Genomic DNA, 25,707 nt, shown 5'->3' on the forward strand with positions numbered 1-25,707 from the left:
TCCCGCGTCCGGTGCGACGGCTCAGCAGTGGCGCCCCGGCAATCCGTCGACCAGGGCGGCCAGCAGCCCGCCGAGCACCTCGCGCTGTTCGGCGGTCAACGGTGTCAGGATCTCCTCCGCGGCGGCTCGGCGCGCGTCGCGCAGCAATCCGAGGGTGGTCCTCCCCGTGTCGGTGATCTCGATGCGCACCACCCGACGGTTCGCCGGATCGGGCGCCCTGCGCACCTGCCCGCCCGCCTCCAGGCCGTCCACCAGGCTGGTGACGGCACGCGGAACGACGTCCAGCCGCTGCGCGAGATCGGCCATCCGGGGCGGCGAGTCGTACATCGCGACCGCGCGCAGCAGACGGAACTGTGCGGGCGTGATGCCGATCGGCTCCAGCTGCCGGCTCTGGATGCGGTGGAGCCGGCGGGTGAGCCGCAGGAGCTGCTCGGCGAGGTGGCCATCGGATTCGGGGGAGTCCATGACGGAACAATATCAGGATGTTGTTCATTGTGAGTATAGGTAACAGTGAGGTACGCTCTTCACGGTTCGGATCACCGCCTTCGGGCTGTGCCGTCCCGCCCTCGCCCGCCCGCTAACCGCCCGCCCGCGGGAACGCGCCGGGACTCCCGGTCCGACCACCGACCACGCCCGCCGGTACGCCGCGCGGGGCCCGCCCCTCCCTCCGTACCGCCGCACCCCATGAAGGAGCCCATGAAACCCGACGAACCCACCTGGACGCCCCCGCCCAAGGACGGCACGCAGCCGCCCGCCGAGGTGCGCCGCATCCTCCGCCTCTTCCGCCCCTACCGAGGCCGTCTCGTCCTGGTCGGAGTGCTGGTCGGCGCCTCCTCCCTGGTGTCGGTCGCCTCCCCCTTCCTGCTCCGCGAGATCCTCGACACCGCCATACCGCAGGGGCGCACCGGTCTGCTCACGCTGCTGGCGCTCGGGATGATCGCCACCGCGGTGATGAACAGCGTCTTCGGAGTCCTCCAGACCCTGATCTCCACCACGGTCGGCCAGCGCGTCATGCACGACCTGCGTACCGGCGTCTACACCCAGCTCCAGCGGATGCCCCTGGCCTTCTTCACCAGGACGCGAACCGGTGAGGTGCAGTCCCGCATCGCCAACGACATCGGCGGCATGCAGGCGACCGTCACCTCCACCGCCACGTCCCTGGTCTCGAACCTCACCGCCGTCGTCGCGACCGTCGTCGCGATGATCGCGCTCGACTGGCGGCTCACCCTCGTCTCGCTGCTCCTGCTGCCCGTCTTCGTCTGGATCAGCCGCCGCGTCGGACGCGAGCGGAAGAAGATCACCACACAACGCCAGCGTCAGATGGCCGCGATGGCGGCGACCGTCACCGAATCCCTCTCCGTCAGCGGCATCCTGCTCGGCCGCACGATGGGCCGATCGGACTCGCTGATCAAGGGCTTCGCGGAGGAGTCGGAGCAGTTGGTGGACCTCGAGGTCCGCGCCAACATGGCGGGACGCTGGCGGATGTCGACCATCGGCATCGTCATGGCCGCCATGCCCGCCGTCATCTACTGGGCCGCCGGCCTGACGCTGAGCTCAAACAGCACGGCCGTCTCCATCGGTACGCTCGTCGCCTTCGTCTCGCTCCAGCAGGGACTCTTCCGACCCGCGGTGAGCCTGCTCGCCACAGGCGTCCAGATGCAGACCTCCCTCGCGCTCTTCCAGCGCATCTTCGAATACCTCGATCTCAAAGTCGACATCACGGAGCCGGCGACCCCCGTACGGCTGGACCGCATCCGCGGAGAGGTCGCCTTCGAGCGCGTCGGCTTCAGCTACGACGAGAAGAGCGGCCCGACCCTCGACGACATCGACGTGAAGGTGCCCGCGGGCAGCAGCCTGGCGGTGGTCGGCCCTACGGGATCCGGCAAATCCACCCTGAGCTACCTCGTGCCCAGGCTGTACGACGTCACCGCCGGCCGTGTGACGATCGACGGGGTCGACGTACGGGACCTCGACTTCGACTCCCTCGCGCGAGCGGTCGGCGTGGTCTCGCAGGAGACCTACCTCTTCCACGCGTCGGTCGCCGAGAACCTCCGCTTCGCGAAGCCGGACGCCACCGACGAGGAGATCGAGGCGGCGGCCCGCGCCGCGCAGATCCACGACCACATCGCGTCACTCCCCGACGGCTACGACACCCTCGTCGGCGAGCGCGGTTACCGCTTCTCCGGCGGTGAGAAACAACGCCTCGCCATCGCCCGTACGATCCTGCGCGACCCTCCGATCCTGGTGCTCGACGAGGCCACCAGCGCCCTCGACACCCGGACGGAACACGCCGTCCAGGAGGCGATCGACGCTCTCTCGGCCGGTCGCACCACCCTCACCATCGCGCACCGCCTCTCCACCATCCGGGACGCGGACCAGATCGTCGTACTGGAGGGCGGCCGGACCGTCGAGCGGGGCACGCACGAGGAACTCCTCGCGAGGGACGGCCGCTACGCCGCCCTCATCCGCCGGGACACCCGACTGACGCCCGCAGCGGGCTGACCGCCCACGGGGGCCGCGGGCCGGCGGTGGGCGGAGCGCGCCCGCAGAGGGCCGAGCGCCCGCGGTGGGTTCCGGTCGCCCCGGACGCGGGCTTCCTCTCACCCGCCCGCAGGGATACCGGGTGTCGGGTGGCGATCCCCACGGTGCAGGGCATTTGTACGGTTATCGTGCCCGCATGGTGAACGAGCCCGGTACTCTCCGGCGCCGCCGGAGGCTGCGCCCCACTCGGCGCGGCAAGGCGATGTTGCTCCTCGGAGGCGCGCTCGTGGCCGCAGCCACGGTCGCGGCTCCCTTGCTGCTTCTGAAGGACAGCCCGGAAACGGGCGTCGAGGAGACCGCCTCCCTGGTGATCCCCGAGGGCTGGCGGGCGGGTCAGATCTACGCGGCCGTCGACCAGGCCCTCGACGTCCCGCCGGGTACCACCCAGAAGGCGGTACCCGGGGCGCGACTGCCGCTGCCCGCCGCCGCGCACGGCAATCCCGAGGGATACCTCTTCCCGGCGACCTACCCCATCCGCTCCGACACGACCCCCGAGCGCCTGCTCCGCTACATGGTGGCCACGGCGTCCCAGCGGTTCGGGATCGACCGGATCTCCGAGGGAGCGCCGCACCGCGGCATCTCCGGCTACCAGACGGTAACGCTCGCCAGCGTCATTCAGGCAGAGGCGGACACGGCCTCCGACATGGGAAAAGTGGGCCGAGTCGTCTACAACCGCCTGCGCCGGGACATGCCCCTCCAGATGGACTCGACGCTCAACTACGCCCTGGGGCGTTCCACGCTGCGCACCACCACCGAGGACACCCGGATCGACAGCCCGTACAACACCTACCGGCGCAAGGGGCTCCCGCCCACTCCCATCGGCAACCCCGGCGAAGAGGCGATGCGGGCCGCCATCGGCCCCGCCCCGGGCCCGTGGCTGTATTTCGTGACGGTCCGCCCGGGGGACACCCGCTTCACCGAGAACTTCGAGGCGCATCAGCGCAACGTCGCCGAGTTCAACCGGCGCGGAAAGAGCACGGCACCCGCCGGATGACGCCGGAGCGTGGTCGGTGCGGTGCGGTGCGGTGCGGACGGTGCGGTCTGCTCCGTCTGCGCGTCCGGTGCGGGCGGTTTCAGGCGGGGGAGTACGCCGCCACGGGCGCTGCGGGCGCTGCGACCGGGGTCGCGGCCAGCAGGCGCGTGACGGACCGCGCGGCGGTGCGCCCCGCGCGGTTGGCACCGACGGTGCTCGCGGAAGGGCCGTAGCCCACGAGGTGGACACGCCCGTCCCGTACCGCCCGCGTGTTCTCCACCCGAATGCCGCCCCCGGGCTCCCGCAGCTTCAACGGTGCCAAGTGGTCGACCGCGGGCCGGAATCCGGTCGCCCAGAGGATCACGTCGGCACCGACGTCGGCGATCCGCCCGTCGTCCCAAGCCAGCCCGGTCGGAGTGATGCGGTCGAACATGGGCAGCCGGTCGAGGATCCCCCGCGCCCGCGCGACGCGGACAGCGTCGTTGAGCGGCAGGCCGGTCACACTCACCACACTCCGGGGTGCCAGCCCCCGGCGTACCCGTTCCTCCACCAACGCGACGGCGGCACGCCCCTGCTCGGCTCCGAACGGGCCTTCGCGGAAGACAGGCTCGCGCCGGGTCACCCAGTACGTGGCCGCCGCGACGTCGGCGATCTCCATCAGGTGCTGCGTCCCGGAAGCCCCGCCGCCGACCACCACCACTCGCAGCCCGGCGAACTCCTGCGGTCCGGGATAGCCGGCCGTGTGCAGCTGCCGCCCCAGGAAAGTCTCCTGCCCCGGGTACCGGGGCCAGAACGGCCGGTCCCAGGTGCCGGTCGCGTTGATCAGCGCCCGTGTCGCGTACGCCCCCTCGGACGTCTCGACCAGCAGGCTCCCCCCGCTTCCCTCCCGGCCCGTCTCCCGGACCGCCGTGACGTCCACCGGCCGGTGCACCCGAAGGCCGAAGCGGCGCTCGTACGCGTCGAAGTACGCGCCGATCACCTCGGAGGAGGGCAGATCCGGGTCGGCCCCGGTGAGCTCCATGCCCGGCAGTGAGTGCATCCCGTGCACCTTGCCGTACGTCAACGAGGACCAGCGGAACTGCCAGGCGCCGCCCGGACGCGGTGCGTGGTCGAGAACGACGAAATCACGGTCCGGCTCCATACCGACCCGCGCCAGGTGATGCGCCGCAGCCAGCCCGGCCTGCCCGGCACCGATCACCACCACGTCCATCGCCCGCACCATTCCGGAATCGTTCACGCTTCTACCAACTCCGGACACGCGGGTCCTCTTCCCGGGTTGGGCGACAGATGCGGTCGTGGCTGCCGACCTTCGTGGCGCGTCCGGCGGCCCCGGACGGGAAGATGGCACCATGCCTGATTCCTTCACCACGCACGTCCTGCACCTCACCACCGGGAAGACGGAGACGGTCACCGACCTGACCCACGACTGCGAGCAGTTCCTGTCCCGCGCCGCGGCCGGCCGGGACGGCCTGCTCAACATCTTCGTCCCCCATGCCACGGCCGGAATCGCCGTCCTGGAGACCGGCGCCGGCAGCGACGACGACCTGCTGACGACCCTGCACACCCTGCTCCCCGCCGACGACCGCTGGCAGCACCGCCACGGCACCCCGGGCCACGGCCGCGACCACGTCCTCCCCGCCCTCGTACCGCCCCACGCGACCCTGCCGGTGATCGCGGGCCGCCTGGAGCTGGGGACCTGGCAGTCGGTGTGCCTGGTGGATACAAATCGCGACAATGCGAATCGTCAGGTCCGTCTGTCATTTCTCGGGTAGGGCTGGGTCTGCCGTCACTGCAGGAGTCATGTCCGGCCGCACCAAGTGAGAGGGCCCCAGCTCAGGGCTGGGCGAGCGGACCTGTGTGACGGTGCACGTCTGGGAGAGGTCACCCGGGAAGAACTCGACGACAGGCCGTGGTGCCGGACGAGCAGGACTGCCGCTGGGGAGTCTTCGACTGTCTCCGCAAGCCGGCTTTTTCCGCCGACCTCAAGTGGTGCCGCCGGTTCACGGGCCGCTCGATCTCGTCGTTGACCTCGAACGCGGGCAGCGGCTGGAGCTCGGTGGGTTCTGTTTCTCGGATCTCGTGACGTGGATCAGTGGTTGGGTCCAGCAGCAGGTGACAGACCGTGATGGTCTGGCCGGTGTCGCCAGCCGGGCAGCCGAGGTCAAGCCTCCAGGCCCGGGAGCGGTGTCCGTTGGATTCGCTTGCATCGGCGCAGATCAGCAGAGATGAAGCCCGCGGTAAGGAACCTCGCCCTGGCCGCACCATCGCGGCGGATCGATTCCACGGCGACCGCGGAGGTGCCGTGATCGGTGCCGACGCGGGGCTTCTTCTCGTCCCTCCTCAAGACGAGAGTCTGGGCGTCGTCCGGATCGACGTGGCCGACATCCACCCGGCTCGGCTGTCGCGTTCGGCTCCCGATCCGGACGATTGGAGGCCGCAGACTGCTCCTCGTCGACGCGCTCGTCGCTGGCCGGGGGTGTACGCGACCGCTCCCGACCCGCGAAGACGGTCTGGGCGGCTTCCCGGGCCAGTCGGGGCCAACAGGTATGGGGTTCGGTTGACCGGCCGGTCGGCCCCGAAGATCTGCCCAGGACACTACTGACTTGCGAGGGCCGGTATGAGGGTTGCTCTCCGAGCGATGCCCTGACCGCTCACGTGGGACTACACCTGTAGCCGCTCCAGCAGGCACCTTGCGCCTGCTGGCAGACCTGTGGGAAGGCGTACTCGTTCTCGACGAGGACGATGCCGTCGGCGTCGCAGCCCTCGGCGGCGCCGCATACGGCAAACACCGGAGCCCCTCGCAACCGCGAGGAGCCCCGGCCCGCTGTTCACGTCAGGTCATTGCCTCACGGGTAGGCGACCACATTGCTGGGAGTGGTGTTCGAGGCGGTCACCGCCCCCGCGTCGTTGATGACGTGGGTGATGGTGCCCACGCCGCCGAGTGAGACCGTCAGAGCGTTGTGGAACTTCACGCCCGGAGTGTTGGGCACTTCGAAGGCGTGGTAGCTGTTCACCGCGGGGTTGACGTTGAAGTAGCAGTAGCTGCCGAGTCCCCACGCCTCGTGGGTGGTGACGCCCGCGCCCACCTTGTAAGCGGCATATCCGTTGACCCCTGCCGCGCTCATCCACGCGCCCTGATTGGGCACGTCGTACGGCATCTCGTTCTGGAAGAAGATCGTCTTGCCGTTCTGGCCGTTCCAGACGACTTCGTGCTTCTGGTAGTGCTCGACGAAGAGACCGGTCGCCAGAACGCTGCTGCCGTTGACGATCACGCCGGTGTCCGCCGTGTTGGTCGTCCAGCCGAAGCTTCCTGCCTTGCCGTGGTCGGCCCGCCAGGCCCAGATGTGGTCGATGATCGCGTTGTTGCTGTTGACGATCAGGCTGGTCGTCGCCTTGCCGGCGATCTGGCCACCGATCCGGAAGAACACGTCCTGGATGGTCGTCGGGTTGCTCGCGTGGTTCGCGGACGATCCGGACGGGCCGACGGTCAGCAGCGATGCCGAGTTGGTGGTTCCGGCGTCGATCAGCAGGCCCTTGAGACGGACTCCGTCCACGTCGGCGACCTGGATCGCGTTGACGCCGTTGTCCGGGACGAAGGTCGGGTAGCCGATGCCGAGGACGACCGTGTCGGGCCGGGTGATGTTCAGCGTCTGGTTCAGGTGGTAGACGCCCGGCGTGACGAACAGGTTGCAGCCCTGAGAAAGGGCGTTGTTGATGGTCGCAGCAGTGTCGCCGGCCTTGACCACGTAGAACTGGCTCATCGGCTGGGAGGCGCCGGGCGTGCTGCCGTTCGCCCAACTCGCCCCCGATGCGTTGGTGCGCAGCGACGGAAGGAACACTCGGTATTTTCCGGCGCCGTCGACGTACAGATACGGCACGTCACGGGAGACCGGGGTGGTGGCCAAGGTGGTCTCGGGCGGGTTGGGGAAGGTGTTCGCGGGAGCGCCGGCGGTGCCGGAGAAGACCATGTTCCACACGCCGCCGGCCCAGCTGCCCACGTTACTGTCCCGGGTGTACCACTGCTGCTGCGAGATGGACGCCGCCTGGCCGCTGACCTTGGTGTCGGCGATGTAGCCGCCGCTCGCCCAGCCGTAACTGGCCGGGTAGAGCTGCAGGTCGCCGCGGACGTCGATCCGGCGGAACGGGGCAGCCTGGGCCACGGCCCAACGGTTCCCGCCCACCGGATTGATGGCCAGATTCTCGGCCGAGCGCCAGAAGTTCTGCGTCGCGTTGCCCGCGTCCGAGGCATTGAAGGCGTCCACGGTGACGTGTCCGTTGATCGTCACGTCGCCCGGATTCTGCCCGAGACCCGCCACCGAGGTGTAGTAGCCGACATTGTCGTCGACGGCGTACGTACCCGGCTTGAAGAGCTGTGCCACCCGGTTCTCGCTGAACTGCGCGGAGGCGGTGTCCTTCATCTGGGCGAACTGCGCGTCGAGCTGCGCCTGAATGGTGGCACTGGACATGCTCGGGTCGTAGATGTGCACGTTCGGGCCGAAGTTCGGCGTGTCCGACTGGGTGGGGCAGCCCGCCGATGCGCCGATCGTGTAAGTCGCACTGGCGACGGCGGAGTCGGCGAGCCCGGACTTGATGGCGATGGCCTTGATGGTGGCAGTCGCCGTGACGCTGATCGGCGCGCTGTACAGAGCGGACGCCGCGGTGGGGGTGGAGCCGTCACGCGTGTAGCGGATGCTCGCGCCCGCGGTCGCGTCGGCGAGCGTCACGCTCTGGGCCGAGGCGTAGGTGCCCGCTGCGGGAGTGAAGGTGGGTGTGGCAACAGTGCCGGTTCCACCGCCGCCCTGGGTGTACGTGAAGTGGGGAGTGTCGTACTGCGGCCCGCTCTTCTCGTAGGTGAACCAGTACTCCAGGACCGTTCCGTCGGCGAGCGAGCCGACGGTCTGAGTCCACGTGCCCGCATTGTTGGTCATACGGACGTTCTGTTGGTTGGCACTGTTGACCAGGTAGTGCACATCGACGTAGACCGCGGACGTGGTCGGTGTGAACGAGATCTGAGCTTGCGTGGAGCTCAGTTGAGTGACGCTCTGGGTGTAGTCAGGCGCGGCTGCCGATGCGGGAGCGGCGCTCTGATCGAGGCCGAGCAGTCCGACGAGCGCGAGTAGGAGCGCACTCAGCAGAGCGATGACGCGGTGCTTCGGACCTGGCAGGGGTCTCATGCGGCAGGGCGGGACGGTAGTGCGCATGGGTGGGAGTCCTTTCACCTGGTTTCGTGAAGTGAACACCGGAGCAACGCGAAGGACAGGGTGCAGACAGTCTCGACACTGTGCAGGCATCGCCTTGCCGACTCTGCAGACCTTTGAATGAGCCTCTTGAAAACGCTCTCAATCTGCGGATGAGCGAGGTGCTGGGGCCGTCAAGGCAGTGTTGAGTGACAACGGTGAACCGTCAAGAAGATGCACAAGCTTCAAGTCTTGAACGCTTACTGCGTCAAGTCGCATCTAAGTTCGCCCCAAGATGAGGTGAGCTCGCGAGTTGGCCGCACCTGGCCGCAGGGATCGACTTCCCAGGATTCGGGTCCTGCGCGGAAGGTGCTCTTCTAGGCTGACGTGATCCAGCCATGTGCGCGAGGTGCCGCGGCGTACGGTGCGGTGTGGTTCGGGTAAGAAACGATCGGCGTGGGCAGAGCTGTCCCGCGTGGCATGAAGACGGACGGTGACGAGCATTACCTGCGGCAGGGTGACGAGCCGACAACGTGAGGAGGGGGCCCCATGGCCGACTCCTGCGCGCTGAACCCGCTTGAGCCAGCGAACCGCAAGCTTGTCGAACCGGAGGGCCTCCGCCCCGTTCCGTGTCAAGCGGTTGATGCCGCACTCGACCGCGTGCCGCGCCTTGTGGTCCTCGGTCGAAGGACGGAGGCCGCCCGGCGGCCGTTCCCCGGCGCTTGCGTTGCCCGGACCGATCGGCCGGTTCCGGAATCGTGCAGCTGATCCCGCGCCGACGCAGAGGGGCATCCAGCCGCATCGACGTAATGTCTGTGTGCTCGCGGGCCATTGACTGGCGTTTTCGCGGAATCGAGTGCAACGGGGTGATACGGAGCCGAAATCGGTCCCGTATCACCCCGTTGATAGAGTGACTGCGTGGATCCAAATGCCCTGAGAACACTGGGGCCTGCTGCGAAAGCGTGTGCGGCGACGGGTGTGTTGTAGGACTTCTGGGGATGCCCAGAAACATGTTGCTTTCTCATGGAGGCGTTGATGGCTGTTCGCCGTGTCGTGCCCAATATCCAGTCCGGGGCCATGCGAGAGAGCCGGGATTTCTACGGTCTGCTGGGCTTCGAGGAGGTCATGAACCACGGCTGGATCATGACACTTGCCTCTCCGTCCACTCCGGCGGCACAGGTCAGCGTCATGACGCACGACAGGACCGCACCGGTGATCCCCGATGTGAGCGTCGAAGTGGACGATGTAGACGCGGCCTATGCGATCGTGCGGGACAGCGGCGCGGAGATCCTGCATCCCTTGCAGGACGAGGAATGGGGAGTGCGCCGGTTCTTCGTCCGGGATCCCAACGGCCAGGTGGTCAACGTGCTGAGCCACCGGTAGCCGGCTTCGTGCTCCTTGTCCCCATGACCGTGCTGGTCATAGCCACTCGTTGATGGCCGCGACCAGAAATAGCAGAGGAGGCCGCCAAGTCTGGTTCCCGGATCGGTCTTTCGTTCCATGGCGTGGCGGAGAACTGTCGTATCGACCTGGCGGTGGTGGACGGTGGTAAAGCGCTGTGTGCGACGGACGACCCTGACCTGCCGTGACCTGGCGGTGAAGTTCACCAAGCAGTCGTAGCAAGGGGTGCTTTCTCTCATCTGCGTCGTGTCCCCGACCGCGATGGAATGCCACCGAGCATCCCGCGGCCGGGCGGCGGTCGAAGAAGTCTTCCGGGCCGACGACTGGGATGCGTCAGGCGCCCCCGACCTCGTGACTCGTCCGAGAGGGGCCCATGACTCCGCGATGAAAAGGCCCCTTACGACGACTTTGCCGCCGTCGCGGTCGATCGGTTGCCTCAGCTTCACGGGGGTGGGTTGGGTGGCGCTGAGGCCGGCATTCCGCGTTGGGGGCGATGGCTCATTTATCGGCAGCAGCAGTTGCAGTGAGGGAGGCGGGGCGGCGGACGGCCGGCTCGGTAGGTGACCGAGCCGGCCGCGCCGTGACGTCCCGTCAGTGCTGCAGGGACAGCAGACCCGGGCGGTAGGGCAGGAGGCCGTAGTCGCCACCGGAGCTGGGGCTGCGGCCCTGGTAGAGCAACTGCAGGTTGCAGGGATCGACGGTCATGGTCTGATCGGCGCCGGTGCGGATCAGTTCGCCATGGCTGATGTCATTGGTCCAGGTGGCACCACTGTTGGCCTTGCCGGCGAAGGGATTGCTCTCGGTCGCGGCCTGGGGTGTCCACGACCCGTTCAGGCTGGTGGCCGTGAACGAGCGGAAGTAGCGGCCCTGCGAACCGATCGCCTCGACGATCATGAGGTACCGGTTCTGTCCCTGCAGCTTGTAGACCTGCGGAGCTTCGAAGAGGTTGTTCGTCGTATCGCTCATGACCACGGTGGAGGACGTCCCGAAGCTGCCCGGGAAGTTCCCGATCGGCATGGCGGCCCGGTAGATCTTGCCGTTGTCACCGGCGAAGAACAGGTACATGTTCGTCCCGTCACCGATGACCGTCTGATCGATGGGTCCGGTTCCGGAGTCGCTGATGCTCCCGGAGAAGAGCACCTGCGGGGCGGACCAGCCATTCGGGTTGGTGGGGTCGCTCGACGTCCGGTAGGAGAAGGCGGTCCCGCCCCACTGGTAGGTGAGCACCCAGATGTTCTTCGGCGCGAAGTAGAAGAGCGTGGGTGCGACGGTCGCCGATGACATCGTGTTCTGGCCGGCCGATGCCATCTCCGACCAGTTGGTGAACAGGCCGAAGTTCATCGAACCCCAACTCGACCCGGTGTCGTGCGTCGTCGCGTAGACGAGCTGCTTGCCGTTGTAGGGGACGACCGTGAAGTCCTTGAGCGAAGCCCACCCCTGCTTGGGCTGCGCCAGCGCGCCCGTCGACGCCCAGCGATAGGCCGACGGAAGGTTGCACGTACCGGAGGTTTCGCCGCCGGCCTTGACCAGCTTCCACTGCTGGTTGGTGCCGCCCCAGTCGTCGTACTGGACGACGTTCGCGTTGTCGGCGGTGGAGGCGCCCTGCACTTCGAGGGCCTTGTTGCTGTGCCGTGAGACGAGCCTCACGTAGCCGTCCGAGCTGTCGGCCAGCTTCCACTGCTGGTTGGTGGCGTTCAGGTCGGTCCACTGGACGATCGAGCCGCCGTTGGCAGTGGACCAGTTGTAGACGTCCAGCACCTTGCCCGAGTGGACGGACTTGATGCGGTAGTAGCCGTCCCCGGAATCGACGAACCGCCACTGCTGCTGCGCCTGATCGTTCCGGGTCCACTGGGTGATGCGGGCGCCGTCTTCGGTCGCCAGGTTGTAGACGTCCAGGGCCTTGCCGCTGTTGCGGTTGACCAGTACGTACGAGGCGCTGGAATCGACGGTCGCGGCAGCGGCGGGCTGGGCCCCGAGGAAGCCGGCCACGAGCAACAAGGGTGCGAGGAGGGCGAGTAGGCGTTCCGGGCGGACCGGGAACACATGGCGAAACCGCATCGAAGGACCTCCTGGGAGGGGGCGTGGCGAGGCGACCCGACGGGCCACGGTGTGGGGGTGCAGGAAGGCCGAAGCATTTTGCGAAACATTTCGAGAGAGCTTCGTTCTCATGACGTCACAAGCTAGGAATGTGAGCGCTCGCAGTCAAGATGCGCGACGGATCCGGTTGTGGCTGAGCCCGCCCTGCGGGCGACGCGCGGTGTTATGCCACGCAGTTGATGTCGTTCGGCGCGTGTGGGTCGGCTGCCGGTGGGTCTGTCGCGAGCCGTCGGCAGGCTCACCTGCACTTCGAAAAGTTTCGAAATGTGAGCGCGAACAATTTCTGTGCAGAGTATTGACGATCCACCGTCAATGCCTCAATCATCCCTGTCTGAGACACCGGACGCGGGTCCGGACGCCCACCACGACGGCTCCGGGTGATCTCTGCCGCGCGGCAGATCAGCGCACAACCGCACGACCAGTAAGGCGCACGCGCCGGCCTGCCGTCCGTCGACCGAACGGGGGCGGACGACAGGGCCGGCCGCAATCCGGTCCTTCCGCGATTCCTATTTTGGAGGCACAGCCATGAGCTCCTACGCCCTACCGAGATCCGCTCTCGGCCGTCCGCTGCGCGCTCTGCTGCCGGCGCTGCTCGTCGGCGTCCTGGGTGCGTCCGCCGCGCTGGTGGCACCGTCCGACGCACACGCCGCCGAGACCACGCTCGGTGCTGCGGCGGCGCAGAGCGGCCGCTACTTCGGTACCGCCGTCGCCTCGGGCAAGCTCGGCGACTCGGCCTACACCTCGATCGCGTCCCGTGAGTTCAACATGGTGACGCCCGAGAACGAGATGAAGATCGACGCCACCGAGCCGCAGCGCGGGCAGTTCAACTTCACCAGCGGTGACCGCGTCTACAACTGGGCGGTGCAGAACGGAAAGAAGGTGCGTGGTCACACCCTGGCCTGGCACTCCCAGCAGCCCGGCTGGATGCAGAGCCTGAGCGGCAGCTCGCTCCGGCAGGCGATGACCGACCACATCAACGGCGTGATGGCCCACTACAAGGGCAAGATCGCACAGTGGGACGTCGTCAACGAGGCTTTCGCCGACGGCAGTTCGGGCGGCCGCCGCGACTCGAATCTGCAGCGCACCGGCAACGACTGGATCGAGGTCGCCTTCCGTACCGCGCGCGCCGCCGACCCGTCCGCCAAGCTCTGCTACAACGACTACAACATCGAGAACTGGAACTGGGCCAAGACCCAGGGCGTGTACAACATGGTCCGGGACTTCAAGTCGCGCGGCGTGCCCATCGACTGTGTGGGCTTCCAGTCCCACTTCAACAGCGGCAGCCCCTACGACAGCAACTTCCGCACCACTCTGCAGAACTTCGCCGCCCTCGGCGTCGACGTGGCCATCACCGAACTCGACATCCAGGGCGCCCCGGCCACGACCTACGCCAACGTGGCCAACGACTGCCTGGCTGTTTCGCGTTGCCTCGGCATCACCGTCTGGGGCGTGCGTGACTCCGACTCCTGGCGTTCGGGGGACACTCCGCTGCTGTTCAACAACGACGGCAGTAAGAAGGCCGCCTACAACTCCGTCCTCAACGCACTCAACAGCGGTTCCTCCGGTGGCGGTGGCGATGGTGGCGGCGACGGTGGCAGCGGCGGCCAGAGTGGAGCGCTCAAGGGTGTCGCCTCGGGCCGTTGCGTGGACGTGCCCAACTCCGGCACCGCGGACGGCACCGCGGTTCAGCTGTACGACTGCCACAGCGCCGCCAACCAGCAGTGGGAGCTGACCTCCGCCGGTGAGCTGCGTGTCTACGGCAACAAGTGCCTGGACGCCGCAGGCAGCGGCAACGGCGCCAAGATCCAGATCTACAGCTGCTGGGGCGCCGACAACCAGAAGTGGCGCGTGAACTCCGACGGGTCCATCGTCGGAGTCCAGTCCGGGCTCTGCCTCGACGCCGTGGGCGCCGGCACCGCCAACGGCACCCAGCTCCAGCTCTACACCTGCTCGAACGGCAGCAACCAGCGCTGGACCCTGTCGTCCTGACACGGTCCGCCGCTGCGTTCCTCTTCCGAAGACTCCGCAGACTCCGAAGAACGCGAAGATTCCGAAGATTCCGACGAGGACACCGCTGACCGACCGGAGGGTCGCCGCCGTGGGGCGGCGACCCTCGCGGCGTGGGCCGCAGCCCGCCCCCGGACTCGCCCCTGGGCGCGGCGGGCCGAAACGGACGGATGAGCGAGAACCGAACCACTGCCCGGACTCGCTTCCCGGCGCCCGGCAGCTCGAAGGGAAACGTTCCTGTGCACATGTACGACAACCCGGTGATCAGCGGGTTCCACCCCGATCCGAGCGTGTGCCGGGTCGGTGACGACTACTACCTGGTGTGCTCCAGCTTCGAGTACTTCCCCGGGCTGCCCCTCTTCCGCAGCAAAGACCTGGTGCACTGGGAGCAGATCGGCAACGTGCTCGACCGGCCCGGCCAACTGCCGCTGCCCCTCCCCGGCGCCAAGGCGTCCGGGGGCCTCTACGCCCCCACGATCCGCCACCACGACGGCCGTTTCTGGGTGATCAACACCAACATCGACGGGGGCGGCAACTTCATCGTCTCGGCCGAGCGGCCCGAGGGACCGTGGAGCGACCCCGTTTGGATCGACCTGTCCGGGATCGACCCCGACCTGGCATGGGAGGAGGACGGCACCTGCTGGTGCGCCTTCTCCGGCCCCGAAGGGGGCATCAACATGGCCAGGATCGACCCGGTCACGGGGGAGGTGCTGGAGGGACCCTTCCCCACCTGGTCGGGGAGCGGCCTCAAGTTCCCCGAAGCGCCGCACCTCTACCGCATCGGCGACCGGTGGTACCTGCTGATCGCGGAAGGAGGCACGGAACGCGGCCACAGCGTCTCCATCGCCCGCAGCCGCTCGCCGCGCGGCCCGTGGGAGGGCGCACCCGGCAACCCCCTGCTTTCCCACAGCGGCACCGCCCGCTCCATCCAGAACACCGGTCACGCCGATCTGGTGCAGGCCCCCGACGGCAGTTGGTGGATGGTGCTACTGGGCGTCCGCCCCCGCGGCTTCACCCCCGACGTGCACGTGCTCGGCCGCGAGACGTTCCTGACCGCGGTGGAGTGGGACGAGGACGGCTGGCCCGTCGTCGCGCCCGTTCCCGAGCACCACGTGGCCCCGGGCGGTGCCTGGCACCCCGCACCGGCCCCGCCCGCCCGTGACGACTTCGACGCGGGCACCCTCGCGCCGCACTGGATCTCACCGTTCGCCCGCCCGGAAGGCGCCTGGTCGCTCGCCGAACGACCCGGCCGACTCGTCCTCCACGCCACGGGCCCCGCCCTGGACAGCCCCGGGTACACCTTCGTCGGCCGCCGCCAGCAGCACCACGACTGCCGCGTCAGCACCCTGCTCGACCCTGGCACGGGACGCGGGGGACTCTGCGTGCGCCTGGACGAGGCCCACCACTATGAGGTGGAGGCCGGGGACGGGCAGGTCTCCGTCGTCGCCCGGATCGGGCCGCTGCGCCAGACCCTGGCCCGCACGCCTGCCCCGGCCGGGCCGCTGCACCTCACCGTGACGATCCGGACGTCCGACCTCGTTCCCGCGTCGCCCCACCTGACCGACGGCGGCACCACGGGCCCCGACACCATCAGCTTCTGGCTCGGCGATCCCGGCGCCCCCGGTGCCCGACCGCTTGCCGAACTGGACGGGCGCTACCTCTCCACCGAGGTCGCCTGCGGCTTCACCGGCCGCGTGATCGGCATGTACGCCACACGGAGCTCGGTCGCCTTCGACTGGTTCGAGTACGTCCCGGCCCCGACGCCGTCCGTGTGAGGCCCGGGGGAGCGGGCGGGAACCGCGCCCCCGGGGGCAACCCCGCCCGCACGCCCGCAGCGGGCCCCACCCCTTCCGACGTGCATCCCCGGCCCCCGGCTGGGCCCCTCGGCGGTTGGGCTAACCTTTCCCCATGCCGCCTCGACCAGCCGGATCGCGCCCCACCCTGTCCTTGGTGGCCATGACCGCCGGTACGAGTGTCCCCACCGTGTCCAAGGTGCTGCGAGGCGGAACGGACGTCTCGGCGGAGACCCGCGCGAAGGTCATGGAAGCCGTGCGGGCCGTCGGCTACACCCGCCGGGCCGGGTCCAAGGGCGAGAACGTACGGGACGAGAGCGGCCTCTCCCACGTGCTCGACCTCGTGGTCACCCACTTCGAGGGCTCGTGGGCGAACCTGCTGATAGCCGGCGTCGGGCGTGAGGCGGCGGCGGCGGGATTCGATGTCGTCCTGACACTCGCGGAGCCGGACGGCGACTGGGTGTCGCGGCTGCTGAGAAGGCGCACCATCGGCGTGATCGGCACCTTGGTTGATCCCGCGTCGCCGCAGTTCGGCGCACTCTTCGCCGCGGGTGTCCCGTTGGTACTCATCGACCCCATGACCACACCCCCCTCGGGGGTGGCGAGCATCGGAGTGGCGAACTGGGAGGGCGGCCGCATGGCAGCCGAGCACCTCCTCTCCCTCGGCCATGCGCGGATGGGGGTGGTCGCAGGCCACGCCCGCCACCTCTTCAGCAGGGCGCGCGTCGACGGCTTCCGGGCGGCGGCCGACACCACGGACGTCGGCACCACCACGGTGTCGGTGGCCCACGGCGGCTGGAACCGCGCCAAGGCGGCGTCCGCCACCCAGACCCTGCTCGACGGCGACCCGGGGATCACGGCCATCTTCGCCTGCGCGGACTCCATGGCCCTCGGCGTCTACGACGCGCTGGCGGCCCGGGGCCTGCGGATACCCGAGGACATCAGCGTCATCGGGTTCGACGACCTGCCCGAGGCGCAGTACATCACCCCCGGCCTGACGACCGTCAGACAGCCCAGCACCGAGTTGGGGGCCGCGGCCGTCAAGCGTCTGATCGAGCTCTCCCGGGGCGAGAACGCCGGTGCCCGGTCACCCGCCCGCATGGAACTGGCCACGGAATTGGTCCTCCGAGCCTCCACCGGACCCGCCTCGTCCCCCTGACGTGCGCGGCGGGTTCCCGCCCGCGTCATCGCGCGGTGCCGGCGTCACGAGCTGGAGGACGAGGCGGCTCGGGCGGGCGGTGCCGTGACCGATCGTGTACTGAGCCGTGGTGGGCTCCACCGGCTCCCCGCGCGGAGCGAAGACATTGGGTCCGACGTCCCAGCGGGGCGACGAACTCGGCGCGATGTCGACGCGCACCCGGTGGCCCGGCAGGAACGTGTGCGCCGTCGACCAGAGGTCCACGACGAACTCGTGGTCACGGCCCGGCTCCAACGGCCGTCTTTCGCCCACGCCCGTGACCGGGTCGACGGACCGCGCCGACCCCCGCTGCACGCCGTCGGTGACGAGGCGGCTGCTGCCGTCCGGGCCTTCGTCGCACAGCCGCACGACCACATCCGCATCCGTTCCGGTGGTCGCGAGGTGGACGACGGCACGGACCGCGCCCATCACCGTCAGTTCCCCGGTGAGCGGCGCGGTGCGCCACGAGGCCACGTCCTGCCGCGCCTCGATCGCCGACTGCTCGGCGGGGCCCGCCTCGAACGGTCCGAACAGGAGCACCGCACCGCCGCACGTCGGCACCGCGGACGCAGGATCGCTGGTCAGCCGCCGCTCGCCGGCCCCGGCCGGCCCCGTCGTCAGCCGGCCCCTTTCGTCGAGGTACAGCTCCAGCGTCCGGGTCCCGGGCGGGGGGAACTGCTCCAGTTCGACCCACCGGTCCGCGCCCATCAGGAACACGCGCACCGGCGGCATCTCCGCCGCGCCCCCGCGCAGGGTGGCGTCGAACCACCGTACGTGCTGCGCGGTGAGGTCTCCGCCGCCGAGATCGTCGGCGGAAGCGCCCGGTCCGAAGTCCACACCCGCCGTCCGGCCCGAGAGGTTGTCGTGCGTCCAGGGGCCGACCAGAAGGCGGGGCACCGGGCCCCCGGTCTCCCTCGCGCGACCTACCAGTCGCCGGTGGAGTTCCAGGGTCGACCCGAGGAAGACGTCGAACCATCCGCCGATCAGGAAGACCGGGACGTCGACCGCGTCGATCCGGTCGACGACCTTCCCCTCGCGGTGGCGCGCCGACCCGAGCGGCTCCCGCAACCGGTCCAGACCCCACCCGACGATCGCCTCGGCGCTCGGGCCGCGTTCCGGAAGTCCCGCGTCCCGAGTCGCGGCCCGGAACGCGTCGCGGCTCACGATCGCCCGCTCGGTCGCCTCCCACCGCTTCCGTTCGGCCTCCCGTTGGTGGGCGGAACCGAGGCGCGCGATCATGTCCGGGGCGATTGCGTAGTGCGTCCACGCCAGGGTGCTGCCGATCTCCGGCACCCCGCCGCGGAACCGGAAACCGTCGAGCGCCGAGAGCGCCGGCGTCAGAGCGGGAGCGATCGCCCGCAGCGCCGGTGCCCCTCCCAGCAGGGCGCTGAACTGGGTGTCCGAAGCGTAGGAGGCCCCCCACATCCCGACGGAGCCGTCGCACTCGGGACGCGCCGCGAGCCACGCCACGGCGTCGGCGCCGTCTGCCACCTCCTGCGCACAGGGGACGAAGTCGCCTTCGGAGCCGAAGCGGCCCCGTACGTCCTGGAGCGCGACGAGGTAACCGGCGGCGACGAGGCGCCCGACGTCGAGTATCCCCTCGTGCTCCTCACGGGCCACGTCGTAGGGGTGACGGGTCAGCAGGGCCGGCCACGGCCCGGTCCCGTGCGGTACCAGCAGGAGAGTGCGGAGGCGTACTCCGTCGCGCACCGCACAGGCCACCTCGCGGCGTTCGGCGACCGGGTCCGGCGGTTCACCCGCCGGACCGGTGCACCGGAGGGTGCCGTCGCTCATCGCAGGGCGACCGCCGTCCACGAGGTCGGCGGCAGTTCGATGGAGAGCAGGCCGTCGGCGAGTGCGGCGCCGGTGTTCGCGGCCGGGGTCACCCTGTGCTGGTGGGCGAGCGTGTTCCGGGCGTACACGTCGGAGTCGGCGAGCGTGACCGCCTCCGTGATGCGTGAGGAGCCGAGGCTGCGCACGTCGATCGTGACCTGCGCGGCTTCCGTCACGTCACGGTTGACGAGGAAGACGGCGGCCCGGTCCTCGTCCACGGTCGCCACGGCGTCGACGAGGGCCGCCTCCCCGTAACGCGCCGTTCCGTAGACCGGCGACTCGATCCGTGGGCGGATCACCTCGCCGGAGGCCAGTCGGCTCGTGATCGAGAACGGGTAGAACGTCGTCTGGCGCCAGGCCGGGCCGCCGGGTTCGGTCATGATCGGGGCGATCACATTGACCAGCTGGGCGAGGGACGCCGAGGTGACGCGGTCGCTGCGGCGCAGGAGGGTCATCAGCAGGTTGCCGACGACGACCGCGTCCGCCACCGAGTAGGCGTCCTCCAGGAGCCGGGGTGCGTGGCGCCACTCGTCGTGGGTCTTGTCGGACTCCTGGTGCTCCTTGAGGTACCAGACGTTCCACTCGTCGAAGGAGACGTCGATCTTCTTGGTGGAGCGCTTCTTGTGCCCCACGTGGTCGGCGGTCGCGACGACGGTGTCGATGAAGTAGTCCATGTCGGTCGCCGAGGCGAGGAAGGAGCCGAGGTCGCCGTCGTGCTCCTGGTAGTACGCGTGGCAGGAGACGTAGTCGACGTGGTCGTAGGTGTGCTCCAGTACGGTGCGCTCCCAGTCGCCGAAAGTCGGCATGGCGGATCCGGAGGAGCCGCAGACGACGAGTTCGAGGTCCTTGTCGGCCCGCTTCATCGCGGCGGCGGTGCGGGCGGCCAACTTGCCGTAGTCGTCCGCCGTCATGAACCCGGTCTGCCAGGGCCCGTCCATTTCGTTGCCGAGGCACCACATGCGCACGTTGTGCGGTTCGGGGGTGCCGTTGGCGACGCGCAGGTCCGACAGGGCCGTGCCGGACGGGTGGTTGGCGTACTCGAGCAGGTCCAGAGCGGGCAGGATGCCGCGGGTGGCGACGTTGACCGCCAGCATGAGCTCGGAGTCGGTGAGCCTGAGCCATCTGGCGAACTCGTCGAGGCCGACCTGGTTCGTCTCGAGTGAACGCCAGGCGAGGTCGCGGCGCACCGGGCGCGATTCGCGCCGGCCCACGGAGTCCTCCCAGCGGAACCCGGAGACGAAGTTGCCCCCCGGGTAGCGGATGGTGGTGCTGCCGAGTTCGCGGACGAGTTCGACGACGTCCATGCGGAACCCGTCCTCGTTGGCGCTCGGGTGGTCGGGCTCGTAGAGCCCGGTGTACACGCAGCGGCCGAGGTGCTCGACGAACGAGCCGAAGGTGCGGCGCCGGACAGGGGCGACGACGGCCTGTCTGTCGAGTTCGATGTGGGCGCGGGGCAACGCGGCGGTCCTTTCGCGGGGATGGCGCGGGGCGGCGGATGCCGTGGGTCAGCGGCCCGCCCCCGCCAAGAGGTGGCAGGGGCAGGCACGGGACGGGTCCGGTGGGGTCCTGGTAGCGGTGTCAGCCCTTCACGGCACCGGTGAGGCCGCCGACGATGCGCCTCTCGAAGACCGAGAAGAAGATCAGGGCGGGGAGCATGGCGAGCGAGGTGAAGGCGAGGACCTTCGCGGTGTCCGTGGAGTACTGGGAGGAGAAGACCTGGACGCCGAGTGGCAGGGTGTAGGTCGATTGCGCGTTGAGGACGTACAGGGGCAGGAGGTAGTTGTTCCAGCTGCCGACGAATCCGAGGATGCCGACGGTGACCACACCGGGCAGCGACAGCGGGATCACCATGCGGAAGAAGAATCCGAGTCGGCTCATGCCGTCGATCGCGGCGGCCTCCTCGATCTCGTTCGGGATGGCTCTGAGGAACGGCACGAGGATGATCACGGTCGTCGGCAGGCCGAAGGCGATCTGCGGGACGATCACACCGAGCAGGTTGTCGACGAGCCCGAGGTCCTTGATGACGAGGTAGAGCGGAGTGATCGCGATGACCATGGGGAACATCAGGCCGGCGGCGAACAGGGAGTACATCGCGCCCTTGAGCTTGAAGTCGTAGCGTGCGATCACGAAACTCACCATCAGACCGAGGGCGACGATGCCCACGGTGCTGCTGATCGCGACCACGAGCGAGTTGGCGAACTCGCCCCAGAAAACCGACGACTTCAGGATGCCCGTGTAGTTGCTGACCACCCAGGGGTGCGGCAGGGCCGCCGGATCGGTGGTGATCTGCGCGTTGGTGCGGAATCCACCGAGCACGATGTAGAGCACTGGTGCGATGCAGACGCCGACGAAGAGCAGCGCGACGAAGTAGGTGACGGGGCTGCCCCACTTCTGGGGCGTGTCGCGGCGCCCGGCGGGTGGAGCCGGCTCCGCCGCGGGGGAGATCCGGGAGGTGGTGGTCGTCGCGCTCATCACAGGGTCCCTTCGGTGACGGCGCCCCGGAGGTCCCGGCGCAGAACGGTGCGCTGGTAGACCAGCGCGACGACGAGCGAGACGACGAACATCACGACGGCGACGGCGCTGCCGTAGCCGTAGTTGCCCGCGTTGCGGCCCTGGGCGAGCATGTAGATCGCCATGGTCGAGGTGCCCGTCGTGCCCGAGACGTACGGTCCCCAGACGATGTAGACGAGATCGAACAACTGCAGTGAGCCGATGATCGACAGGAAGGCCCAGATACGGATCGTCGGTCCCAGCAGCGGCAGTGTGATGCGGCGCTGGATCTGCCAGAAGGAGGCGCCGTCGATCTGCGCGGCCTCGGAGATCTCCTCGGGGATCGACTGCAGGCCGGCGAGCATCAGAATCACCGCGAAGCCGACGTACTTCCACGTGATGATGGCCGTCAGCGTCCAGATGGCCAGGTCCGGGTCGGCGATCCAGTCGGCCTCCAGGGAGCCCAGGCCGATCCGGTGAAGGAGGTCGTTGGCGGCTCCGTTGCTCTGGAGGATCAGGCCCCAGCCGCTGCCGACGATGACCTCGGAGATGATGTAGGGCACGAAGATCAGGACACGGATGACCGAGCGGCCGCGGATCTTCTGGTTGAGCAGGAGTGCGAGGAGGATCGCCACCGGACCCTGGATGACCAGGGAGAGCACCAGGATCAGGCCGTTGTGCCACAGGACGTCGTGGAACGCGGGATCGGTGAGGATCAGCTTGTAGTTGTTCAGGCCGACCCAGTCGGTGGGATCTCCGTACCCCTTCCACCGGTAGAAGCCGTAGTAGGCGGCGAGCGCGACCGGGAAGATCACGAACGCCAGGAACGTGATGACCGCCGGTGCGGACAGGACCGCGATCTCCAGTCGCATCCTGGCACGGCCCCGGCGGTACGCAGCCGCTCGCGGCGGAGCCGGAGGCACGGACGTGGCCGTGTCCCCGGCTCCGTGCGTGCCCTGCGACTGGCGGCCGTCGGCCGTGTCAGTACCCAGGGTGTCGCTCATGTCTGCTTACTCAGCCCTTCTCGGCGGCAGCTTTGACGTCCTCGACGATGTCGGCGGCGGAGCCCTTGCCGGCCATCAGGTTCACGACGGCGATGTTCATGGCGTTGCCGACGTTCTGGCCGTACACGGTGTCGAGGAACTGCATCGAGTAGGCGGCCTTGTTGAAGGCCTCCAGTGCCGAGATGTTGTAGGACTCGGTGACGACGCCCTGGGCCTCCTTGTTGACCGGGATGGACCGGAAAGCCTCGGCGTAGGTCTCCTGCTGCTCCTTGGTCACGACGAACTGGAGGAAGGACAGAGCCTCCTTCGGCGCGTTCTTGGAGAGGGAGTATCCGCCGGCGCCACCCATGATGGCGGTCGGGTCGCCCTTGCCGCCGGGCACGGCGGGGAAGGGGAACCATCCCAGGTCGGGGAGCGGCTTCTTCTGCGGCGTCAGGTCGGCGACCACACCGGGTTCCCAGTTGCCCATGAGCTCCATGGCCGCCTTGTGGTTGGCGAGCATGCCCGCCGAGGAGCCGGCGCCCTGCTGCGACGTTGCCGTCAGGAAGCCCTTCTGGAAGGGGTTTTCCTTGAGGAGTCCGGCCAGGTCTTCGCCTGCCTTGGCCCAGCACGGGTCGTCGAACGCGAGCGACTTGGCGGCCTTCTGCATGGTCTCCTGGCTGCACTCGCGCACGACGAAGCTGTAGTACCAGTGCGCGGCCGGCCAGGCGTCCTTGGCGCCGACCGCGATCGGCGCGGTCTTGATCGCCTTCAACTTCGCGACGGCGTCCTTGAGTCCGTCCATCGTCGTCGGCAGCGAGGTGATACCGGCCTTCTTGAACAGGTCCTTGCTGTAGTAGATCCCCTCGGGCTGTGTGTCGAGCGGCATCGCGTAGACCTTGCCGTCGATCGAGACACCTTCGAGGGCCGCCTCGCCCACGTTGGCCCTGTCGGTGTCGGTCAGTTCCAGTGCTTGGATCTGTCCGGCCTCGACCATGGCCTGCATCTTGCCGCCACCGCGCTGGAGGAAGACGTCGGGCGCGGAGTTCGAGTTCAGCGCGTTCTGCAGTTTGCCGTCGAGGTCCTCGTTCTGGACCGACTGGATCTTGATCGTGACGTCCGGGTGCACGGCTCGGTACGCCTTCGCGGCGTCCTTCCAGTACTGCGCACCGCGGCCGTCCATCGCGTTCGTCCAGAGGGTCACCGTGCCCTGGCCGTCGGTCGCACCGCCACCGTCGTCGCCACCGGCGCAGCCGGCAGCGGCGAGTGCGACGCACAAGCCGATCGCGGCAGCGGTGGCGCTGCGGGTTCTCCTCGTCATCGTGGGAACTCCTGATCTGTTGGCAGTGGTCCAACTGCTGATGAATTTGCGCAAACTAATGAGCCATCGGCGAAGCAGGAGCAAGGTCTACCGCCTGAAATGAACGCAAGGCAACGGGTAGTTTTCGCAAGTTGCGCGATCGTTATCGATCGCGGCAGTCGTCGTACGCGAAGATGAACCAAGGCCCGCGCCGATCAGGAGGGGGCCCGGTGGCGGCCGTCCGGGCCACGCGCCGAGGAGGGGCCGGGGGGCCGGCATGCGGACCGACCGACGTCTTGACACCGTTTTCACCGGCTCCCTACGGTGCGCAGCACAGTGCGCGGGAGCCGGTCATCCTCCGGCCATCCGTCCCGGCGCGCCCCACCACACCGCGGCAAAGGAACCCACCATGCGCATCGTCGTCCCCCGGCAGCCGACCGCCCGGCTCTCCGACGCCTGGCGCCAGTGCGTCGGCACGGGCCGGCTCGACCTCGCGCTGCGGCGCGACTACCAGGAGTCGCTCGACCTCGTTCAGCGGGAGATAGGTTTCCGGTACATCCGGGGGCACGGTCTGCTCAGCGACGGCATGGGCGTGCACCGCCCCTACGATTACGCCGGTGAGCGGCGCGTGCGCCACGTCTTCACCTACGTCGACCAAGTGGTGGACGCCTACCTGGAGAGGGGCGTCGCACCCTTTCTGGAACTCGGCTTCATGCCCTCCGGGCTCGCTTCCGGCGACGACACCGTTTTCTGGTGGAAGGGCAACATCACTCCTCCTCGCGACGAGAAGGAGTGGGCGGACCTGGTCCGCGCCGTCATCGGGCACCTGGTCGACCGCTACGGCCTCGACCAGGTGCGCCAGTGGCCGATCGAGGTGTGGAACGAGCCCAACCTGGCGCCGTTCTGGTCCTCGGACCAGGACGCCTACCACCGCCTCTACGAGGTCACCTCGCTGGCCGTCAAGGAGGTCGACGCCGAACTCCAGGTCGGCGGACCCTCATTGGCGCCTGGTTACGAGGACGAGTGGATCCAGCGCTTCGCCGAGTTCGTCGAGGCACGCGACCTGCCGATCGACTTCGTGAGCCGCCACGCCTACTCGTCCGGCCCCGTCCAGTCCGTGCCGTTCGGCGCTCACCAGACGCTCATGCCGGCGTCGGCGCTGCTGGAGCAGTTCGGCGCCCCGCGGCGGCAGCTGGCGGGCACCGGTCTCGCGGCCCTGCCCCTGCACATCACCGAGTTCAACTCCTCCTACCGGCCGGACAACCCGATCCACGACACGGCGTTCCACGCGGCGTACCTGGCACCGGTGCTGGTGAACGGAGGTGACCTCGCGGACTCGTTCTCGTACTGGACCTTCAGCGACGTGTTCGAGGAAGTGGGTATCCCCACCGCGCCGTTCCACGGCGGCTTCGGCCTGCTGACGCACCGGCAGATCAAGAAACCCACCTACCACCTCTACGCCTTCATGGCCCAGATGGGCGAGCAGGTCCTCGCCCGGGGCGAGGACCACCTGGTGACGCGTCACCGCGACGGGCGCGTCACGGTACTGGCCTGGGCGCCGGCCGACCCGACCGGCCGCGATGCCGTGGACGGCCACACCATCCGACTGTCCCTGCCCGTCGGTGCCCCGGACACGCCGAACTCCGCCTTCGTCCGACGCAGCTCCGTGAGCGAGGAGGCCGGTAACGCCTGGGCGGCCTGGAGTGAGATGGGGCGACCGCTCGCCCCCGGCAACCGCCGGCTCGACGCCCTGCGCGAAGCCGCCGAACCGGCCCGCTCCCACCGGAGCGTGCCCGTCACCGGCGGGCGCGCCGACCTCGATCTCGTTCTGGGCCGCCACGAGGTGACGCTGGTGGAGCTCACTCCGGTCGTCGACGAGACGCCGGAGTGGTGGAGCGAGGACCGGCTCTTCGGCCTCGAAACCCGGTGACCGGC

At 68.8% G+C, this 25,707-nt stretch carries 19 protein-coding genes; 8 read left to right on the plus strand and 11 right to left on the minus strand.

All coding sequences use genetic code 11. The features are described 5' to 3' along the window. Positions 1 to 21 precede the first annotated feature (21 nt). Positions 22 to 465: a MarR family transcriptional regulator gene (locus tag ACFYPN_RS16905; protein ID WP_358756985.1), complete on the minus strand. Its 444-nt coding sequence runs from the start codon at positions 463 to 465 to the stop codon at positions 22 to 24. Positions 466 to 696: 231 nt separating this feature from the next. On the opposite strand from ACFYPN_RS16905, the gene ACFYPN_RS16910 reads away from it, so the two are divergent. Together ACFYPN_RS16910 and mltG are read left to right on the plus strand one after the other, a co-directional pair. Beyond that, the gene (locus ACFYPN_RS16910) at positions 697 to 2,502 is read left to right on the plus strand and encodes an ABC transporter ATP-binding protein (protein WP_389298906.1); all 1,806 of its coding nucleotides are present in this window, start codon (positions 697 to 699) and stop codon (positions 2,500 to 2,502) included. A 175-nt stretch (positions 2,503 to 2,677) separates the two neighbouring features. Continuing rightward, positions 2,678 to 3,535, plus strand: a complete 858-nt coding sequence (mltG, locus tag ACFYPN_RS16915; protein ID WP_358756989.1) for an endolytic transglycosylase MltG — start codon at positions 2,678 to 2,680, stop codon at positions 3,533 to 3,535. A gap of 79 nt (positions 3,536 to 3,614) precedes the next feature. On the opposite strand, the gene ACFYPN_RS16920 is transcribed toward mltG, so the two are convergent. After that, positions 3,615 to 4,733: an NAD(P)-binding domain-containing protein gene (locus ACFYPN_RS16920; protein ID WP_389298995.1), complete on the minus strand. Its 1,119-nt coding sequence runs from the start codon at positions 4,731 to 4,733 to the stop codon at positions 3,615 to 3,617. Positions 4,734 to 4,863: 130 nt separating this feature from the next. Between ACFYPN_RS16920 and ACFYPN_RS16925 the strand changes: the two genes are divergently transcribed. Then, positions 4,864 to 5,286: a secondary thiamine-phosphate synthase enzyme YjbQ gene (locus tag ACFYPN_RS16925; protein WP_389298909.1), complete on the plus strand. Its 423-nt coding sequence runs from the start codon at positions 4,864 to 4,866 to the stop codon at positions 5,284 to 5,286. 109 nt (positions 5,287 to 5,395) lie between these two features. Here ACFYPN_RS16925 and ACFYPN_RS16930 read toward each other — a convergent pair whose 3' ends face one another. The 3 genes from ACFYPN_RS16930 to ACFYPN_RS16940 all read right to left on the minus strand — a co-directional run bounded on the left by ACFYPN_RS16930 (position 5,396) and on the right by ACFYPN_RS16940 (position 8,688). Then, the gene (locus tag ACFYPN_RS16930; protein ID WP_389298912.1) at positions 5,396 to 5,779 is read right to left on the minus strand and encodes a hypothetical protein; all 384 of its coding nucleotides are present in this window, start codon (positions 5,777 to 5,779) and stop codon (positions 5,396 to 5,398) included. 386 nt (positions 5,780 to 6,165) lie between these two features. Further along, a complete protein-coding gene (locus ACFYPN_RS16935) occupies positions 6,166 to 6,303 on the minus strand; it encodes a hypothetical protein (RefSeq protein ID WP_389298914.1) in 138 nt (45 codons plus the stop codon). A gap of 57 nt (positions 6,304 to 6,360) precedes the next feature. Next, positions 6,361 to 8,688 (minus strand): chitobiase/beta-hexosaminidase C-terminal domain-containing protein, encoded by a 2,328-nt coding sequence (locus ACFYPN_RS16940; protein WP_389298917.1) that lies wholly within the window; start codon positions 8,686 to 8,688, stop codon positions 6,361 to 6,363. A gap of 1,038 nt (positions 8,689 to 9,726) precedes the next feature. On the opposite strand from ACFYPN_RS16940, the gene ACFYPN_RS16945 reads away from it, so the two are divergent. Beyond that, on the plus strand, positions 9,727 to 10,074 hold the full coding sequence (locus tag ACFYPN_RS16945; RefSeq protein ID WP_389298998.1) for a VOC family protein: 348 nt from the start codon (positions 9,727 to 9,729) through the stop codon (positions 10,072 to 10,074). Between the two features lie 609 nt (positions 10,075 to 10,683). Here the strand turns inward: ACFYPN_RS16945 and ACFYPN_RS16950 are convergent. After that, positions 10,684 to 12,150, minus strand: a complete 1,467-nt coding sequence (locus ACFYPN_RS16950) for a non-reducing end alpha-L-arabinofuranosidase family hydrolase (RefSeq protein WP_358756997.1) — start codon at positions 12,148 to 12,150, stop codon at positions 10,684 to 10,686. Positions 12,151 to 12,714: 564 nt separating this feature from the next. Here ACFYPN_RS16950 and ACFYPN_RS16955 point away from each other — a divergent pair. The 3 genes from ACFYPN_RS16955 to ACFYPN_RS16965 all read left to right on the plus strand — a co-directional run bounded on the left by ACFYPN_RS16955 (position 12,715) and on the right by ACFYPN_RS16965 (position 17,148). Further along, positions 12,715 to 14,178, plus strand: coding sequence for an endo-1,4-beta-xylanase (locus ACFYPN_RS16955; RefSeq protein ID WP_358756999.1), 1,464 nt, complete (start codon positions 12,715 to 12,717; stop codon positions 14,176 to 14,178). Between the two features lie 263 nt (positions 14,179 to 14,441). Then, complete coding sequence (locus tag ACFYPN_RS16960; RefSeq protein WP_389299000.1) at positions 14,442 to 15,971, plus strand: glycoside hydrolase family 43 protein; 1,530 nt, start codon at positions 14,442 to 14,444, stop codon at positions 15,969 to 15,971. A 133-nt stretch (positions 15,972 to 16,104) separates the two neighbouring features. Continuing rightward, entirely contained in the window at positions 16,105 to 17,148 is a 1,044-nt protein-coding gene (locus ACFYPN_RS16965) for a LacI family DNA-binding transcriptional regulator (protein WP_389298920.1), read from the plus strand. Here ACFYPN_RS16965 and ACFYPN_RS16970 read toward each other — a convergent pair. The 5 genes from ACFYPN_RS16970 to ACFYPN_RS16990 all read right to left on the minus strand — a co-directional run bounded on the left by ACFYPN_RS16970 (position 17,077) and on the right by ACFYPN_RS16990 (position 23,793). Next, on the minus strand, positions 17,077 to 18,960 hold the full coding sequence (locus tag ACFYPN_RS16970) for a CocE/NonD family hydrolase (protein ID WP_389298922.1): 1,884 nt from the start codon (positions 18,958 to 18,960) through the stop codon (positions 17,077 to 17,079). The two genes, ACFYPN_RS16965 and ACFYPN_RS16970, sit on opposite strands and share 72 nt — an antisense overlap. Further along, the gene (locus ACFYPN_RS16975) at positions 18,957 to 20,456 is read right to left on the minus strand and encodes an alpha-N-arabinofuranosidase (RefSeq protein WP_389298925.1); all 1,500 of its coding nucleotides are present in this window, start codon (positions 20,454 to 20,456) and stop codon (positions 18,957 to 18,959) included. The genes ACFYPN_RS16970 and ACFYPN_RS16975 overlap by 4 nt, the downstream gene beginning before the upstream one ends. Positions 20,457 to 20,577: 121 nt before the next feature. Then, positions 20,578 to 21,471: a carbohydrate ABC transporter permease gene (locus ACFYPN_RS16980; protein WP_358757007.1), complete on the minus strand. Its 894-nt coding sequence runs from the start codon at positions 21,469 to 21,471 to the stop codon at positions 20,578 to 20,580. Beyond that, positions 21,471 to 22,493 (minus strand): sugar ABC transporter permease, encoded by a 1,023-nt coding sequence (locus ACFYPN_RS16985; RefSeq protein ID WP_358757009.1) that lies wholly within the window; start codon positions 22,491 to 22,493, stop codon positions 21,471 to 21,473. The genes ACFYPN_RS16980 and ACFYPN_RS16985 overlap by 1 nt, the downstream gene beginning before the upstream one ends. Positions 22,494 to 22,503: 10 nt before the next feature. Next, entirely contained in the window at positions 22,504 to 23,793 is a 1,290-nt protein-coding gene (locus tag ACFYPN_RS16990) for an ABC transporter substrate-binding protein (protein WP_389298929.1), read from the minus strand. 388 nt (positions 23,794 to 24,181) lie between these two features. Between ACFYPN_RS16990 and ACFYPN_RS16995 the strand changes: the two genes are divergently transcribed. After that, positions 24,182 to 25,702 carry a xylan 1,4-beta-xylosidase gene (locus tag ACFYPN_RS16995; RefSeq protein WP_389298931.1) on the plus strand — a complete coding sequence of 507 codons (1,521 nt, stop codon included), beginning with the start codon at positions 24,182 to 24,184 and terminating at the stop codon, positions 25,700 to 25,702. Positions 25,703 to 25,707: the final 5 nt, after the last annotated feature.

Origin of the sequence: Streptomyces sp. NPDC005576, assembly GCF_042871745.1 — a bacterium.
Lineage (GTDB): Bacteria > Actinomycetota > Actinomycetes > Streptomycetales > Streptomycetaceae > Streptomyces.

Bases quoted from the DNA above. Each gene is read 5' to 3' on its own strand.
- ACFYPN_RS16905 (WP_358756985.1), bottom strand. From the start codon at position 465: ATGGACTCCCCCGAATCCGATGGCCACCTCGCCGAGCAGCTCCTGCGG.
- ACFYPN_RS16910 (WP_389298906.1), top strand. From the start codon at position 697: ATGAAACCCGACGAACCCACCTGGACGCCCCCGCCCAAGGACGGCACG.
- mltG (WP_358756989.1), top strand. From the start codon at position 2,678: ATGGTGAACGAGCCCGGTACTCTCCGGCGCCGCCGGAGGCTGCGCCCC.
- ACFYPN_RS16925 (WP_389298909.1), top strand. From the start codon at position 4,864: ATGCCTGATTCCTTCACCACGCACGTCCTGCACCTCACCACCGGGAAG.
- ACFYPN_RS16930 (WP_389298912.1), bottom strand. From the start codon at position 5,779: ATGGTGCGGCCAGGGCGAGGTTCCTTACCGCGGGCTTCATCTCTGCTG.
- ACFYPN_RS16940 (WP_389298917.1), bottom strand. From the start codon at position 8,688: ATGAGACCCCTGCCAGGTCCGAAGCACCGCGTCATCGCTCTGCTGAGT.
- ACFYPN_RS16945 (WP_389298998.1), top strand. From the start codon at position 9,727: ATGGCTGTTCGCCGTGTCGTGCCCAATATCCAGTCCGGGGCCATGCGA.
- ACFYPN_RS16950 (WP_358756997.1), bottom strand. From the start codon at position 12,150: ATGCGGTTTCGCCATGTGTTCCCGGTCCGCCCGGAACGCCTACTCGCC.
- ACFYPN_RS16955 (WP_358756999.1), top strand. From the start codon at position 12,715: ATGAGCTCCTACGCCCTACCGAGATCCGCTCTCGGCCGTCCGCTGCGC.
- ACFYPN_RS16960 (WP_389299000.1), top strand. From the start codon at position 14,442: ATGTACGACAACCCGGTGATCAGCGGGTTCCACCCCGATCCGAGCGTG.
- ACFYPN_RS16965 (WP_389298920.1), top strand. From the start codon at position 16,105: ATGCCGCCTCGACCAGCCGGATCGCGCCCCACCCTGTCCTTGGTGGCC.
- ACFYPN_RS16970 (WP_389298922.1), bottom strand. From the start codon at position 18,960: ATGAGCGACGGCACCCTCCGGTGCACCGGTCCGGCGGGTGAACCGCCG.
- ACFYPN_RS16980 (WP_358757007.1), bottom strand. From the start codon at position 21,471: ATGAGCGCGACGACCACCACCTCCCGGATCTCCCCCGCGGCGGAGCCG.
- ACFYPN_RS16985 (WP_358757009.1), bottom strand. From the start codon at position 22,493: ATGAGCGACACCCTGGGTACTGACACGGCCGACGGCCGCCAGTCGCAG.
- ACFYPN_RS16990 (WP_389298929.1), bottom strand. From the start codon at position 23,793: ATGACGAGGAGAACCCGCAGCGCCACCGCTGCCGCGATCGGCTTGTGC.
- ACFYPN_RS16995 (WP_389298931.1), top strand. From the start codon at position 24,182: ATGCGCATCGTCGTCCCCCGGCAGCCGACCGCCCGGCTCTCCGACGCC.